The following is a 15,851-nucleotide window of genomic DNA, read 5'->3' as shown; positions in this document are numbered from 1 at the left end:
AATTGAGGTGATTCAGAATATTTCTACATATCCGAAATCAGAATTGTTCTCATTCTTCAATTCGCTCGAAAATACGCATCAGATTCCCTCTCTACCGGTTGTAGTTTCATTTCCACCCTTTCGAATCTATATGGCGGTATCCAGTTTATGAAGTACGATTTCGCTTTCTAAGCCCCCATAACGCCTGAATTCGGGAGAATTTTGATTTCATGCCTTACTGTGTATTAGAGCGGTTGTACACAGTAGATTTACGTAGGTTCCCGCTGTCGGTCAAGCACAATCCATGGAACCCGACGAGGCCGATGCTACGTCCGGGGAAACACCGGTCGAAACGGCCATCCAACAGTACCTCGACAGCGTTGAAGCTGGCAACTCCCGAAAGAACTTCCAGTCGACCCTCGAGACGTGGCGCATCTGGCTCCATGAAGAGCGTGGCGTGACGAATCTCGAAGAGTTGGAGGTCCTCGATTGTCGTCGGTACGCTCGCCATCTCAAACGACGTACTCATGACGGCGATCTCAAAGCAAGTACTGCAATCACCTACTACGCGTACGTTCGTGCGTTTCTCACGTTTTGTGTCGCCGACGAACTTCTCGATACGAATCCAGCGAAGGCCAAACGCGCGATGGACGAGCTCCCCGAAGATCTTGGTGATACTACCCGGCAGTTCTGGCGCGAAGAGGAGCGACGTGCGATCATGCGCTACGTTGATGAGCGGGTCAATCGCTCCCTCGACGGTGACGCGGACGTCTCCCGGGAGTACGCCTTTCGTGATCGTGCGATCGTCTATCTCTTAGGGCTCTCGGGTGTTCGCGGGGCCGAAGTGTTCTCGGAACCTTCGGATGACAAACGGACTGGAATCACCTGGAATGATGTTCAGTTCGACGCTGGTGCTGTCCGCGTCCTCGGAAAGTCACGGGCCTACGAGTACGCTCAACTCCCTAAGCGGGCTGCAACGGCGCTTGAGCGGTACAGGACGGTCCTCGACCCACCGAGTGAAGAATGGCCGGTCTTTCCCAGCGGGCACGCCCCGTCGAAATATTCTGCCGTTCGTGAACAGCTGGCCGGCGAGGGGATGGTAGACAGCCAAATTCAGACCATCCTCGAACGTAACGATATCGATACGGTACTCCGAGACCGAAACGTCGTCCCACCGGCCCTCTCGACGAACGGTGCTCGCAACCTAATGAAGCGTCTCTGTAAGGACGCCGGGATTGACGTCGACGGCGAGTATCTGAAACCACACGGGGCCCGTCGAGGGCTGGGACATGAATTGTACGCGAGTGGCCACGCTGAACTCGCTCAATCGGCGCTCCGGCACGCGAGTATCGAGACAACACACGAATCGTACTCCGACATTCAGGCAGCAGAGACGGCACAGCAAGTCGATGATCTCCTCAGTGAGTAGGTTGCATACTGATCTACCTACGGGGGATATCGGTCCTTTCTCAACTTGATATACCAACGGGTACACAACCCTCTACTCGAGCCCGGGTTCCTCCACAATCGTCGTCTTGTTAGTGCCACGTTCGAGGCGATCGGGACCTCGGCCATTGAGTCTGTAAGCACTATATGTACTGATGACTGAGATGGCCAATCCACATGACCGATTCAGACGATTTAACAAGATGAGTTAGATAGATACATTATCTGAGTTCATCAGCCACATGTGTTAGCCAGATAAATTAGGTGCATACATTAGGTAGATGTCTGACGCACGTTTATTATTCATCCATGCAATCTGGCGAATACATGCCCATCACGTATACGGTCTACTCGGAATCCGGTGGCATCCACAAAACGACGTGGACTGCTAACCTCGCCGAAGCGCATGCTCGCCAGGGCTTTGATGTTCTCGTGATCGATCTCGATCATCAAGCCGCTAACCTCACCTACCTCTTCGACGTCGATAAAGGTCGCGACGATCCCGATGCCGATAACCTCGTCCGTCACGTCCTCGGACGGCCGAACGGTGACTTCGAAGATCTCATTCACAGCACCGATGAAGGCATCGATGTCCTCCCTGCCCACGATATGCTTGAGGAGTTCACTGTGCTCCTTCTCCAACGCGAACGCTTCGAGGATAAGATGGGCGACGGGTTCAACCGCTACGAACAGCTCTATAACGTTCTCTGGAAGGAAACCAACGTTCAGAAAGACTACGATGTCATCATCATCGATCCGAACGCGCGTGCCGAAATCTTGCTGTACAACGCGATCTATGCTACTCGAACGCTAGTGGCTCCAAGCAAGCCCGCCGGAAAGGGGAACAAAAGCCTCGACGGCCTTAGCGGCCTCTTCGAAAGCATGAGCGAGAATCTCGGCATTGAGGTCGGTGTTGCGGCGGTTATCCTGTCTGGTGTCGGGGCCACGAGTACGCACAATCGCTATGGCGATCAGATGGAAGAGGAGTACGGAATCGCAGCGTCGATCGGCAAACGCGAGAGCATGATGGACGAGATGTGGGATGCACAGGGCAGTGCATTCAAAGTCGTCGAGGAAGGCTGGCATAACGGTGAGAAAGGCACCCGTCGCCTCCGTGAGCGCGAAGTCGAATCCCTTGAGACCATCCTCGAAATAGCTGATCACCTCACCACTGAATTCGGAGTTGAACCGCCGAAAGGACCCACTCTCAACATCGAGGAAACGGAGGTGGTCTCCTAATGGGAGGGCTCAAGAAGGGGACGGGCTCCCTCAATTTCGAGGACGAAGGAAAAACAGACGTCCAGGAAGAGACACGGGGACACGAGCATCAAACCGTCACAGAAGAGGAAGCAGAACCCCAGGTCGCAGATGCACCGACCGGTTCGTCCGCGCATTCTGACGAGCATGGGACGGTCCAACGTCAAGAGGGAATCACGGAGTCGGCATCGCAAGCCGAGATGTCAGTAGACGACGGCTCATATTCATATTCTAACTCACCCCCACAGGGACCCAATTTCAACATGAACGACCTCCCGTATCTGGTACAGCGACGGATGCGAGGGGCCTCGGTAAATGCTGACCGGACGAACCAACTCCTCCTCGAGGTTCGTCCCTTTGTCAAGGACGATGAGGATACCTTCCTTGAGGATCTCAACGATCTAGTCGATGGGCCCGTTTACAAAGGTGACGCCCGCGAAGCCGCGATGGTTGTCGCACAGGAGAACCCTGAGCTTGTCGCGGAAAAACTCCGTGAGTGGGGTATCGAATACCTCGACAAATAATTACTATTCATTCACTTCAAAACCTTCATATAATGAATTTGTCAGTCATCCGATGTAGTAGATGATCCTAATCGAACCGTGATAAAGTCTCTAAGTTGATATGTGATCAATAGCATCACGAGTGCAAGAAGGACTATCTTGACCAGCAAGGAGGGATAGGCCATTATAAACACCCCTAGCACAACATAAAGGCCCCTAGCAAGGGTACTTACAACGACGTTTGTGGAAATACGTCCATGGTAGTTAAGGCCATGAATCATAGATATTGCTCCGATCAAAGTGAATGTAGCTGTTATCAGTGTTTCGATATTATAAGTAACAGAGACCAGCTCTGGATGGTAGATGAATACAAATGGAAGGATAAACAGCGGTGATGCAATTTTCAATGCCTCATGACAAGCTCGCCAAAAATTGCTTTGAGCAATTCCAGAAGCCACTGCTACTGCTGTTGCGACAGGAGGAGTTATGCCTGCAGTAATTGTTGCGTAAAAGACGAAATAATGGGCGGCTAACTCAGGAATTCCGAATTGATTGATCAGTGCTGGCGCAACAAGTAACGCCATGATAAGATAAGCAGCGGATGTTGGCATTCCTAACCCGAGAATAATACAAATAATCATTGATAAAATTAATGCCACTATCAGAACACCTCCTGAGATCTGAATAAGTGCCAGTGCAATCGCAGATGGAACACCTGTTGCGAGTAGGATATCGACGACTCCGTTTATTGCTGCGAGGACGATTGCAATGGGTGCGAGAGAAAGTGCTCCTAATTTACTTCCATTTATCGTATCGACCGAGACCTTTCTTACTGTTTGGGAAAGACTTTGCCCCTCAGACACTATCGCTTGTATTATTGGGAAACCGATACCAGTAATTAGCATCGCAATGCATGTATATAGTGCAGAAGTTATAACTGTAAATTGAAGCACACCTAGTACATAAACTAGAGTAAAAAGTGGAATCAAAAATCTAACTGCCTCGATCGCCAATTCCCGCTTACTAAGTGTATCCTCAACAAAATTTTCAAGGTTGACATTCTGCTTGTCAATGTCAACCTGAGCGATTGATGTATAATGAACTGCAACAGATATAGACGCTACCAAAATTGCTGCTGGAAGGATTCCTGCGACTAAAACATCGATATAACGAATCCCCAAAAGACCAGCCATAATGAAAGCTGCTGCTCCCATAACCGGTGGTAGAACCTGTCCAAAACAAGAGGCGGTTGACTCAATTCCCGCCGCTGTTTCGGACTTCATACCATTCTCCTTCATCAATGGGATTGTGAACGATCCAGTTATTCCAGCGTTTGCTGTGTGGCTACCATTGATAGACCCAATAATCATACTAGAAATAACGGCTGATTGTGCAACTCCAGACCGAATATACCGAACCGATCGAATCGCAAACCGAAGAATAAGGTCGAATGCACCATATGCTTGTAGTAGACCCGCATATAACAGGAACAGTGCTAACCAGGTTGCAACTAATCTGGTCAAATACCCATATAATCCTTCAAACTCGAGTACCATGATCTGAAGGAGTCTTTGTGAGTTTAGCCCACCATGTGAGAGTACACCAGGCGCGTACATCCCATAAGATCCATATAAAATAACGCCGACTATTAAGATAAGGAAAGTTCTCCCAAATTCCCTCCATGTAAGATAGATCATACTTGAAACCAGCATTGCTGCTAATACATATTCATGATCTCTTGCAAAACCAACTCGGACAGTATGGAGCTCAAGATAATTGGTGTAGAAATAGTATGTGGTGATTAGCAAAATGGCGAGATTAATTATTAATATTAGTATCTGTAGTACCTCTTTCTCCTTGATGGGTTCTAGTAGTTCATCTAATATATACAATATGGAAATATATCCTAAGAACAATGCACCAAATTGAGCTTGAGCCATTTCCTGTGTAAAAGCATAATAAATAATATATAACCAAAAAACAAGGGAAGCAATCGCTACGAAAGTCCAATGGCTGAGCTCTAAATCCAGCTTTTCCTTAGCGTTGGAATTCATAAAATATTTAATATAAGTTACCGTTCCTCACCGATTTCCCATGAATCATCCCAGATGCCTTCGTCCTGATAAAACTCTGCGGCTCCTGGATGAACTGGATAGTCATCTAATGTATAAGAGACCATGTTCTCAACATCGCTATGATCATAGTGGCCTGGATCGGCATCCCTTATGTCATCAATATGCTCATGGACCACTCTTGCGACTTCATAAACAGCATCTGATGGGACATGTGGCCCAAAGAAGAATTGCACTGGGGCTTCATAATACTCTATACCATCTTCGTCTCGTACTTGTAGATCTTGCTCCCAACCAAATTGATCATATTGATCGTATTCAACACCCTCAAAATCTTCTATAGCTTGTCTGAACTCATCATTCATCGATACATCACGCATGTCCGCTCGAGTATCCACTTCCGTAACCCACCCAGGGAGTACTTCTGCATTAGTCCCATAAGTTGCCATTGCGTCAACATTCCCTTCCTCTAACGCACCAGCGATATCACCGGTTCCCATATTTACAATATCAAGATCATCCCACATTCCTGCACTCCGCAATAAATCCTCAGTTACTGCCCTTGTACCAAACCCGGGTTGGATTGGCCAAATTCGATGACCCTCAAAGTCATCCATCGTTTCAATATCTGTATCCTCACGTGCAATCCAATGTAAGTTAGCTACGTTTGCCAACCAACCTTGGTACGGTAAATTGTCAGGATCAACGGGGTCTTCCTCAAACCCTCCTTCGCCATCACGCGCTTCAATAACTTGTATATTAAATGAAGATACAGCATCTACCTGATCCTCATCGTGAATATAAAGATTTGCTTCCATGCCTGCAGTTTCCTGCGTAGAATACTGGACTATATCGGTATTCCCATGATTTTCTATTGCAGCCTGGGTAGCCTGAGCGTGAGCGAATGTTGCGCTCCCTGAACTAGCAGTTCCCACTCGGATTACGAACCCGTCTCCATCTCCTTCTCCCTCTCCTTCTCCATCATCTGCCATGTCCTCTTCCTCATCATCAAATGGATCATCATCACCCATTCCATCACCATTTTCATCTGCATCATCGGTAGGGTCCTCCCCTTCTTCCCCAATACAGCCTGCAATTCCGAATGTTCCTACTGCAGCAGTACTTAATAAAAACGTCCTTCGACGAGTTGGATTATCGTTCATTTTTGCCGACCTGTCGTTTTTCTTTCTACTCATAATGCTGTGGGATTACGTGGCGGTGTGATCGAATCATAGTGCTTGAGCTGTCGCATCACACGACCATTGCCTACCTTCATTATAAACCTTACCATAGCTAAAGATCCTTATAGTAAACGAACGTAATGTCAGAAGTTCATATCTAACGAACACTGACTTGAGACCACAGATTCTGCGAATACGATGAGGCGCAGTCGCTCACTCCTGCGGCTGTTGCTGGAGGCGGGCTGAACTCGCCTGTGTCCAGGTGTCTATATGTGGATGGAATCCCGACCCTGTTGATCGGTGCCTCCCACTTGCGATCCAACGTCTGATCAAGGAAGTGATCGATCCACTCTCGAAACTCATGACAGGATCGGGAGTGTTGTTCGTTCACGCGCTCCCCATATCGTCTAAAAGCTCGCCCCGATCGCTGAGCGGGTCTGGTAGAGCGCTTCGATCAGCCGGGACGTACGATCGGCATTTATCTCACCCCGCGTATGCGTGGACGAACAAGCCATCTTTCACGCGCTTTGCTTGTTTATAGGAGACACAGACCGTGAGCGGGAAGCGAAGTTCCCGCCTGCCCCCTTAGGTTGTGTACTCCGTCCAGTAAGAGATGGTCGGCTCGAGCTTCTCAGCCATTTGCTTCCCGTGACGAATCACTGGTTGCATGACCGAAGCGCCTTCTCTAAACTGCTGAATGACCGCTCTGTTGTAGAACGCCTGATCAGCATGGAGTGTTGCGATATCGAAGTAGAGGGCCTTAACGCGGTGGAAGACGCGCTTGACCACATTACTGGTCACTTGGTCGCTTTGAACGAGTGTGACAGTGATGTTAAGCGGCTTGGCTCGAACGAGTGCGAACGCAGCAAGGTAATGATGGTTCTTGGTGGTGCAATCGCGTGTGGTTTCGTCGGACAGAGTTCGGCGGAATCCAGTACTACTGTCAGTGGTAGTGAATATTGACGAAATCAAAGCAGTCGTCACAGTCATCGCCGACAGGCGCGGCCACCGATACGGAATGTTCCCTAAACGCCAAGAATCCTCAAATCATACACAGGACGACGACGATCGGTCTGGAGGACCTGCAACGAGACGTCGATTGCCTACGATATGAAATCGTTCACTGATTCGATCTGGATCACCATTCGATGCTGGTTCTCTCCGTCCAGGACGCTAAGCATCGCAGCGGGACGTTTACGAATATCGGAGGTTGAGTTCCAATTCGTTCGATACGCCCAGTAGAAGGGTCAGGATCTCGTTCTCGAGTCGATCGCCCTTCATTCGATTGATCGGCCCGCCTACGCTCAACGCGCCGAGAACTGTAGCCGACTTGCCCAGAACAGGTACACCAACTGCGATGAACCCTTCGTAGTGTTCCTCTTTGTTGAGCCCGTACCCTCGCTCTCGCGTGCGTTCGATTTCGTCGAACAGTTCGTCAGGGTCCGTGATCGTATATGAAGTAATCTCGGTAAAGTCGCACGTTTCGACGTACTTTTCGATCCGATCATCCGACCACTTTGACAAGATAGCCTTCCCGCCAGCCGTTGAGTGTAAGGGCACTCGCTCACCGACGCCGAATTCGAGCTCCACGGCCTGGTCACCGGTTTCTTGGTAAACGTACACCGCTTTCCCGTGCTCCTCGACGAAAAATTGTGCCTTCTCACCCGTCTCAATAGCGATTTTTTTGACCTTCGGTCGGATTATTTCACTACCGGGTAGACGGGTGCGAGCGGCTTCACCGATCTCGAGAAATCGGAGCCCAGTACGGTACGTCGTTCCGTCTTTCACTAAGTACCCTTTGTCTGCTAAGGTCTTCAAATGCCGGTGGGAAGTGCTCTTCGGGAGGCCCATCTCCTCGGCAATTTCCGTCACGCCCATTCCACCCTTGTCCTTGAGCGTCTCGACAACCTGCATCGCTATCTCGACCGATTTCACGGTATTGTGTGAACCTACACCGTCTCTCATACTGTCTTATGTTACCTTATCACGCATTACTGTTCCGCTTTACGGAATTACTGATCGTATAGTCTGCACGGTGCGGACAGCTTCGGTCGATAGTGCACTACAGCCTGTCCCAGCGCGAAGGGTGACGACCTGGATTCGGTAGAATGCTACCACTCATATCGACACTATCAAAGGAAACCTGAACAAAGCGGAGATGGCGACGGCAGCCCGGTCGAATTGACACCATCTCGCCGGATGCAGGATTCCGCGCCGAGTGACGCTACTTGGCTCTGCTGTCCTCGACGGTGCGTTGAGCGATCACGCTCGAGACCCCGGTGTACCGGGTCGGATCGGTCAATTCCGCTATCGCATCTGCGGATAGTGTTTTCGCAACGTCATCGTTCTCGAGTAGAATTTCCTCGAACGATCGCTCGCTCTCGTACGCTTCCATGGCGGCTTTATGAACGATATCATGAGCCGTGACCCTCCCGAGCGATTCCGCGAGCGCCATCATCACCGCCTCCGAGGCTACTAGACCACCGTGAATCTCAGCGTTCTTCCGCATGGCTGTGGCGTTGACCGTCAATCCCTCCAGCACCTCTCGAGTGTTGCGCAACGCCCGGTGGACGTAGAGAAACGCCTCCGGAATCACCGCGTATTCGGCGTACCACAGACCAGCATCGCGTTCGTCGTGATGCTCGACGAGTGACGCCATCACGTTCGCGTGCCCGCGAAGCAACGCCCCCAGTGCGATCGTGCGCTCACTGTTCACAGGATTGCGTTTATGAGGCATCGTCGACGACCCGATAGCTCCCTCGGGTACGGGTTCCGAGAGTTCGTTGATTTCTTCGCGATTCAGTACCAGCACCTGGCGAGCGATCCGGCTGAGCGTGCCACCGAGGGCAGCTATTGCATTGATCAGATCTAGTAACCGATCTCGAGATGCGAACCATGCGGTATTCGGGACCGCGAGGTCGAGCTGGTCGGCGAAGCGCCGCTGCACCTCTAGGCCATCTTCCCCGAGCGATGCCAGTGAGCCGACGGCACCGAAGAATTCGACCACGAGAGCCTTATCGGCGGCGTTCGCCAGCCGCTCGTCGCGGCGGTTCAGTTCGTCGAGCCAGTCCGCCGCTTTGAGTCCGAACGTGATCGGCAAGGCGTGAACGTGATGGGTCCGCCCTATCATCGGTGTCTCCGCGTGCTCGCTTGCCAGACGTTCTAGAGTTTCTGTGATCTCGTCTAATTCCGCGCGCAGCAACCTGACGCCGTCGCGAACGAGGAGCAGCATGGCTGTATCGCCGATGTCCTGGCTGGTCGCCCCCCAGTGAATGTATTCGCCGGCATCTCCGATCGCTTCCTTCCACGTTTCGATGATGGCCACGGTGAAAAGGTCGATTTCGGCGATTTTCCGTTCGACGTCATCGAGGTCGATTCGGTCGACCGATGCCGTCTCGGTGATTTTCGTTGCGGCATCCTCAGGAATGATTCCAAGCTCTGCTTGGGCACGAGCCAGAGCAGCTTCAGCGGTCATGAAGCGGTCGACATACACTCGCTCGTTGAATACGTCGCGCATCTCCGGGGTGCCAAACGCGTCCTTGAACAGCGCACCGGTCGTGTGTTGCATCGAGTTGTCACTCTTCCGCAGACGTAATAAATCTCGCTGATATATTCGTCGCTGAATTTGAGTACAAACCGAATACCGGCAACTAGCGGTTCCGTAATACGATACCACTCCCCGTTCGGGCTCAATATCGTCACGGTTCCCGACCGAGTCGACCGCAAGTTGCGAGCGATACCACCGTGGTGCTCGCCACGATGCAGGAGTTAGGTCTATTGATACCATAGCAGCCGAGCATTCGTCGCGAGGAGAATACGTCGCGTTACACACCGGCATTTTCCCGTGGACGCATCCAGGGACGATCACGCACGACGGGCTTGTGATCGGGCCGTTCTGAGAGCATTCGAGGCGCTTACGGCGGAATGAGTAGATTTCCGACAATACTGTCTTTTAGAATCGCTCGGTGGGCTTCCGCGGCCGCGTCGATGGTGATACCTGATTGCTCGCAAACCCTTCTTTTCGAGACGACTCCCAAAATTGTACGTCCCTCTCCTATGTTGGATCGGGTGCGCTCCGGCGTCGAAAATTCGTAAGCGACGCGGTCCGTCCACCCATATAGTTTAACGCAGGGGCGGTGAATCGAATCAGGTATGACGACTAGTCCACCGTTCGCGTTCGACTACGATCCCGGAACCATCGTTTACGGGCGGGGGTGCATTGAGGACCTCGGCGAGACGCTCAATAGACGCAACCTTGAGCGGGCGCTCATTGTCTGCGGCTCGAACGTCGGGAGCAACAACGGCGTCATGGACCCTGTCGCGGCGGGTCTCGACGACAGGCTCGTGGGGGTATTCGACGAAACCACGCCGGCAAAGGACATCCGGATGGCTTACCATGGGTCGAGACTGATGCAAGAGCAGGACGCCGACGTCCTAATCTGCGTCGGGGGCGGAAGCACGCTCGACGTGGCGAAGGTGATGGCGTTAGTCGATGCGTCAGACCGGCCGTTCGACGAGATCGTAGAAGAAACCAAGGAGACTGGAGTTGTACCGACACCACCGATCTCGGCATTGGTAACGCCAATGGTCGTAATTCCGACCACATTGGCGGGCGCGGATATGTCCAGCGGGGGTGGCATCAAACTTCGTCCGGAACCTGCCGGCGAACCGCCGTTGGACGGCGAAACGCGAGCCGCCCGGTTCAGCGACGATCGGCTTACCCCGGAAGCACTGTTCTACGATCCCTCGATGTTCGAAACGACGCCACGTTCCGTACTGGTAGGATCTGCCATGAATGGGTTCGATAAAGGAATCGAAACGATCTACTCGGGGTCACCGTCCGCGATCACGGACGCGACGGCGATCCACGGCCTCCGACTTCTACGCGAATCTGTTTCCGAACTCGGTGCGACGGATCGAGCGCCCGACGTCATCGAACGAGTGGTCGCCGGAACCATCCTGGTTCAGTACGGGCGACAGACCAGCGTTATCCATGCGTTCGGTCACGGGATCTCCTTTCACTATCCGGTTCAGCAGGGTAAAGCACACGGCGTGCTGGCCCCCCACGTGCTCGAGTACCTCCTCGATCGCGTCGACGGGCGGCGCGAACTGCTCGCGACCGGGCTTGGAATCGACGCTGACGGTTACTCAAACGACGAGATTGCAGCGGAGATCGTCGACGCTGTCGTGGCGGTCCGCGATTCCCTGAAACTCCCCTCGCGTCTGCGAGATCTTGAGGGCGTGTCGCGAGATCACCTCCCAGCAATCGCGACCGCGATCGCCGAGGACCAGAACCTCGAGCGTAATCCACTGGGACTCAATCCAGACGCGAAGGATATCGAATCGGTCCTCGAGCGGTCCTGGTGACACCCACCACTTGCGACCCCCGTAATCGACGGTCGCGTGCTCGACCTCGCGTACGAACTCTCAACAACAGTTATGTCTCCCTCTGCGACGTACTACTATGAGATCGTACGAAGTCACCAGCTCCGACGGAGTGACACTCAGGGTGGACGCAGCCGGTGACCCCCATTCGCGCCCAATTGTATTCGTTCACGGCTACTCACAGTCGCGTCTTTGCTGGCAGCGGCAGTTTGAATCTGATCTCATCGACGACTACTTGCTCGTCGCGTTCGACAATCGCGGCCATGGAGATTCGGAGAAACCCCGTGACGCGTACGACGACCCGTCCTACTGGGCGAACGACGTCCGAGCGGTTCTCGAGAGCCTTGACCGGTCCGAGCCGGTATTGGTCTGCTGGTCATACGGCGGACTCATCGTCACTGACTACTTCGCCGTTTACGGTACCGAGGAAGTCTCGGGAGTGAACTACGTCGGTGCGATTACTGAAAAGGGGACGGCCGACGCTGTTCAATTCGCCGGCGACGCATTCATCGTGCTCATGGAAGGGCTTGAGTCATGCGAGACCAAAGAGAGCGTGACAACACTTGGTGAATTTATCGAGCTGTGCGTGAACGAACCGCTCGACCCGATCGATTTTCACTTCATGCTCGGATACAATCTCAAAACCCCTCCACACGTCCGCGAAGCACTGCAGACGCGGATTGTCGACAACGAATCGGTTCTCGAGGAGGTACGGATTCCGGTGCTATTGACCCACGGTGAGTGCGATCCCGTTGTGTTGCGGGCGGCGGCCGAAAAGCACGCTGACGTGTTTCCCGCCGCCAAGACATCGTTCTATCCCGATATCGGCCACTCCCCCTTCTGGGAGGCACCCGACCGGTTCAACACGGAATTGCGGGCTTTCGTTGAGCGGCTCTAATGCAGCTATCGACAGCGTTTGGACGTGCCAGCCGCAGTACGACAACCTCGTTCGCAACGTCCGCGTCCCTCGCAGCGAACGTCGAGTCGGCCACCGTACAGAAGCGATTTGTACTAAGAACTCCATCTCAGCCGGTATGTTCCACGAACTGCTAGCGGAAACATGGTTGACTAAGCCGAAAGCGGACGTTCGAAACCTCGCGAGCAAGGATGGATCAATTTTGGTCGTCCCAGTCGGCGCTACCGAACAACACGGATGTCACCTGCCGACTGGAACCGATACAATCCTAGCAACCGCGGCTGCTCAAGCAGGCGCTGATCGCGTCGAAGATGACGTACCGGTGTTGCTCACACCTCCGCTCTGGATCGGCTACTCCCCGCACCACCTGCCGTTCGGCGGGACAATTTCCGCGGAGCACAACACATTTGTTGACACCGTCGTGGAGACGGTCGATTCAGCGGCGCAAAATGGGTTCGACGCCATCATGTTACTTAACGGTCACGGGGGTAACAAGTCGCTCCTCTCAACGGCTACGTCCGTCGCCGGTCGGAAGAACCCTGACGTCGAGGTATCTACGCTCTTCTACCTCGATCTGCTGGGTCCACACGTAGACGATATCAAACGGAGTGATGTTCCCGGAACGCACGGCGGAGAACTTGAGACAGCGTTGATGCTCTCGGTTTGTCCCCAGCTCGTCGACGAGGATGAGATGTCATCGACTCCTCAGGAGGAGCCGTATGCGAATACGGCTACTGGCCTGCTGGACGCTGGGAGCGTATCGGTGTACCGAACGTTCGACGAGTACACCGAGTCGGGAACGCTAGGCGATCCCAGTGCGGCTACCGCCGAGGCCGGGGACCGCGCGCTCGAACTGGTCGGGGACGAGATAGCGACGATACTTAGATCGATCCACGAATACGTTCGCGCACAGGACCCCTAGCTAGCGTAACAAGGTCGCTGGCCGAGAATAGTCGAACTCCCGGACAAGAGCCGGGTGTTACCAAGGTGGTGAGGGTGTCATAGCTGTACTTCCGAGGTTTAGCTTTGGCAGTTGATTTTCGGCCAGGGAACGCCTTCGCTGAGGTATGACGAACAACGTGACACGCAGTCAGGCCGAAGGACTACAGTTTCTCAGTGACTACCGTTCAGCATTCACCACTCGGGTAGATGGATCAACGTGGCCGAAAAACGAACGGACATGGCTGAACGCAGGCCGGTACTTCCGGGGCCTGCTGCGTCCCGGAAGTCCCAACACCATCACCGACATCGCCGAGAAAATGCACACCAATCAGGAACGGCTTGAACGGTTTGTCCGTGAGAGTCCATGGGAACACGAACGCGTTGAGGCTGAGCTTCGGGAACACGTCCCAAAAGCGATCCAGGGCCACGAAGCTGCACTGATCGTCGATGGCATGGGCATCCCGAAGACGGGAACCGACAGTGTCGGCGTCGCTCGTCAGTGATGTGGTGTGACTGGAAAACTTGACAACTGCCAGGTGACGGTCAACTGCACGCTCGCCAGACCTGGCGAGCGGCAGAACGCTGATCAACTCACCTGGCCACTCGGAATGCGGTCGTTCCTGTCTGAAAAGTGGACTGGCGACGACGATGCAGACTACGAGAATCAGCAAGAACGGGAACGCTACGCCCAGCGACGGAAAGATATAGGTGTCCCTGTCGACATTGAACACCAGTCGAAGCCCGAGCTTGCCCTGGAACTCGTCGAACAGGCAGTCTCCGCCGAAATCGATCACTGCTGTGTCATTGCCGACAGATTCTTCGGCGAAGCCCGGAGTTTCCGTCTGAAATTCCGGGCGATCTCTGAGCCGTATGTCCTTGAAGTGTCGCCGATAGAGTTCCAGACCATTCCTGAGGACACCGACCTTATCCATCCAGGCGCGCATCCCAATCGAAAACACGTTGCTCATCCTGAAGACGTGACATCGGAGACGCCAACGGAAGTCGCCGAGGCACTCGGCGACGTCGCTTGGACTGAGACACGTGGAATGATGGGACCAAAGGACCCCTCTTCAGTGAATTCTATCAAACACGAGTTCGAGAAGGGAAACGCCTGGATACAGGGTGGGTGAGCGATGAAACAGGCTGGTTACTCCAGAAGAACGAGAAGAGCGATGACGAAGACGAAGAAAACGGTGAACTCAGAGCATGGATATGCTGGGGCGTTGACGAGGCGTCTCTGGAGGAATTAGTGTCCTGGGTACAACTCTGCTGGTGCGTAGAGCAGTTCCACAGAGATATCTAGCAAAACCTCGGTGCTGACGAGTACCAGGGGCGAACCTGGAAGGGCGTTCATCACCACCTCGCGGTGGTGTTGTTAGCCCGTGCGTTCGTGGTACGGCGACGGCTTGAGACCGGTGCGAATCACTCAACCTTCTCGTCATTTGAGGAAGTAATCAGCCAGATCGTTCGAGAATCAGCGATTCAAGGGCTGATGGAAGTCAAGGGGGTGTGATCGAGACCGAGCAGAGGAGTTAGCGGAGTATATGCTTCAGAGCTACTCACCGTGGTAGCCACCGTTCGACGAGAGCGTCTGCCGCTGGAGCGGCAGCGCTCACTTGATTCCTCTATACCACCAGAATTCCATCACACAGTACACGCGTGTGCACGACCACATCTCTGAGTTGTTTTTAGAGTGCCACTCCCAGTCACCACTGATTCCGCAGTCCTTTTTTCAATCAGCTCAACCTGTAGAATCTGGTCGCTATCCGTAAACTGTGGCGTTGAACCTCGGAAGTACAGCTATGATACCCACATACACAGTCAGCTTGTCCTTTGAGATGCGTGGCTCTCGCAGGTGTTCACGTGGATTTCTCCATCTGCGTACGAGCGAGCGTTTAAGTGCTGGCCTAGCCGGCTCGCTTTTTGGCGTGGCAAACGCTCAAAACATCAGATCGAAGCCAGTGAGGTCGTTTAATTTACGACGGCTGCGGCCAGTCAGACGGGCGATATTGGGGAACATCGTTGGGTAGCTACCGGTCACTCGGCAGGTATAATCGAAACGCATCCTTAGTGAAATGGTGGCGTCAGCCGCCTGAGTCGGTAGTGGGGCGGCAGCGACGGCGTTGGTTGCTGTTTGAACCATTACCGTAACCGGTTCAGATTTAACGGT

General features: G+C 53.2%; 11 protein-coding genes and 1 pseudogene. 7 read left to right on the top strand and 5 right to left on the bottom strand.

Annotation, left to right across the window (positions count from 1 at the left end; translation table 11 throughout):
• Positions 1 to 283: 283 nt before the first annotated feature.
• The 3 genes from V2L32_RS00630 to V2L32_RS00620 all read left to right on the top strand — a co-directional run bounded on the left by V2L32_RS00630 (position 284) and on the right by V2L32_RS00620 (position 3,206).
• Positions 284 to 1,408 (top strand): tyrosine-type recombinase/integrase, encoded by a 1,125-nt coding sequence (locus V2L32_RS00630; protein ID WP_331232417.1) that lies wholly within the window; start codon positions 284 to 286, stop codon positions 1,406 to 1,408.
• Positions 1,409 to 1,752: 344 nt separating this feature from the next.
• Positions 1,753 to 2,664, top strand: a complete 912-nt coding sequence (locus V2L32_RS00625; protein WP_331232415.1) for a ParA family protein — start codon at positions 1,753 to 1,755, stop codon at positions 2,662 to 2,664.
• Positions 2,664 to 3,206, top strand: a complete 543-nt coding sequence (locus V2L32_RS00620) for a hypothetical protein (protein ID WP_331232412.1) — start codon at positions 2,664 to 2,666, stop codon at positions 3,204 to 3,206. Before V2L32_RS00625 ends, V2L32_RS00620 begins: the two co-directional genes overlap by 1 nt.
• Positions 3,207 to 3,247: 41 nt before the next feature.
• Here V2L32_RS00620 and V2L32_RS00615 read toward each other — a convergent pair whose 3' ends face one another.
• From V2L32_RS00615 to purB, 5 genes are all read right to left on the bottom strand, one after another.
• On the bottom strand, positions 3,248 to 5,239 hold the full coding sequence (locus V2L32_RS00615; RefSeq protein WP_331232411.1) for a TRAP transporter permease: 1,992 nt from the start codon (positions 5,237 to 5,239) through the stop codon (positions 3,248 to 3,250).
• A 17-nt stretch (positions 5,240 to 5,256) separates the two neighbouring features.
• Positions 5,257 to 6,453 carry a TAXI family TRAP transporter solute-binding subunit gene (locus V2L32_RS00610; RefSeq protein WP_331232410.1) on the bottom strand — a complete coding sequence of 399 codons (1,197 nt, stop codon included), beginning with the start codon at positions 6,451 to 6,453 and terminating at the stop codon, positions 5,257 to 5,259.
• 570 nt (positions 6,454 to 7,023) lie between these two features.
• Positions 7,024 to 7,227, bottom strand: a complete 204-nt coding sequence (locus V2L32_RS00605) for a hypothetical protein (RefSeq protein ID WP_331232408.1) — start codon at positions 7,225 to 7,227, stop codon at positions 7,024 to 7,026.
• A 405-nt stretch (positions 7,228 to 7,632) separates the two neighbouring features.
• Positions 7,633 to 8,403 (bottom strand): IclR family transcriptional regulator, encoded by a 771-nt coding sequence (locus V2L32_RS00600; RefSeq protein ID WP_331232407.1) that lies wholly within the window; start codon positions 8,401 to 8,403, stop codon positions 7,633 to 7,635.
• Positions 8,404 to 8,662: 259 nt separating this feature from the next.
• The gene (purB, locus tag V2L32_RS00595; protein WP_331232406.1) at positions 8,663 to 10,006 is read right to left on the bottom strand and encodes an adenylosuccinate lyase; all 1,344 of its coding nucleotides are present in this window, start codon (positions 10,004 to 10,006) and stop codon (positions 8,663 to 8,665) included.
• 584 nt (positions 10,007 to 10,590) lie between these two features.
• On the opposite strand from purB, the gene V2L32_RS00590 reads away from it, so the two are divergent.
• The 4 genes and pseudogenes from V2L32_RS00590 to V2L32_RS00575 all read left to right on the top strand — a co-directional run bounded on the left by V2L32_RS00590 (position 10,591) and on the right by V2L32_RS00575 (position 14,811).
• A complete protein-coding gene (locus V2L32_RS00590; protein WP_331232405.1) occupies positions 10,591 to 11,805 on the top strand; it encodes an iron-containing alcohol dehydrogenase family protein in 1,215 nt (404 codons plus the stop codon).
• A gap of 97 nt (positions 11,806 to 11,902) precedes the next feature.
• Positions 11,903 to 12,721, top strand: a complete 819-nt coding sequence (locus tag V2L32_RS00585; RefSeq protein ID WP_331232404.1) for an alpha/beta fold hydrolase — start codon at positions 11,903 to 11,905, stop codon at positions 12,719 to 12,721.
• Positions 12,722 to 12,857: 136 nt separating this feature from the next.
• Complete coding sequence (locus V2L32_RS00580) at positions 12,858 to 13,661, top strand: creatininase family protein (RefSeq protein WP_331232403.1); 804 nt, start codon at positions 12,858 to 12,860, stop codon at positions 13,659 to 13,661.
• A gap of 145 nt (positions 13,662 to 13,806) precedes the next feature.
• Positions 13,807 to 14,811 (top strand): annotated as a pseudogene (locus tag V2L32_RS00575) (IS701 family transposase).
• Positions 14,812 to 15,851: the final 1,040 nt, after the last annotated feature.

The organism is Halalkalicoccus sp. CGA53 (assembly GCF_036429475.1).
GTDB classification, from domain to species: domain Archaea; phylum Halobacteriota; class Halobacteria; order Halobacteriales; family Halalkalicoccaceae; genus Natronorarus; species Natronorarus salvus.
This window is presented reverse-complemented; position numbering and strand designations above follow the sequence as displayed.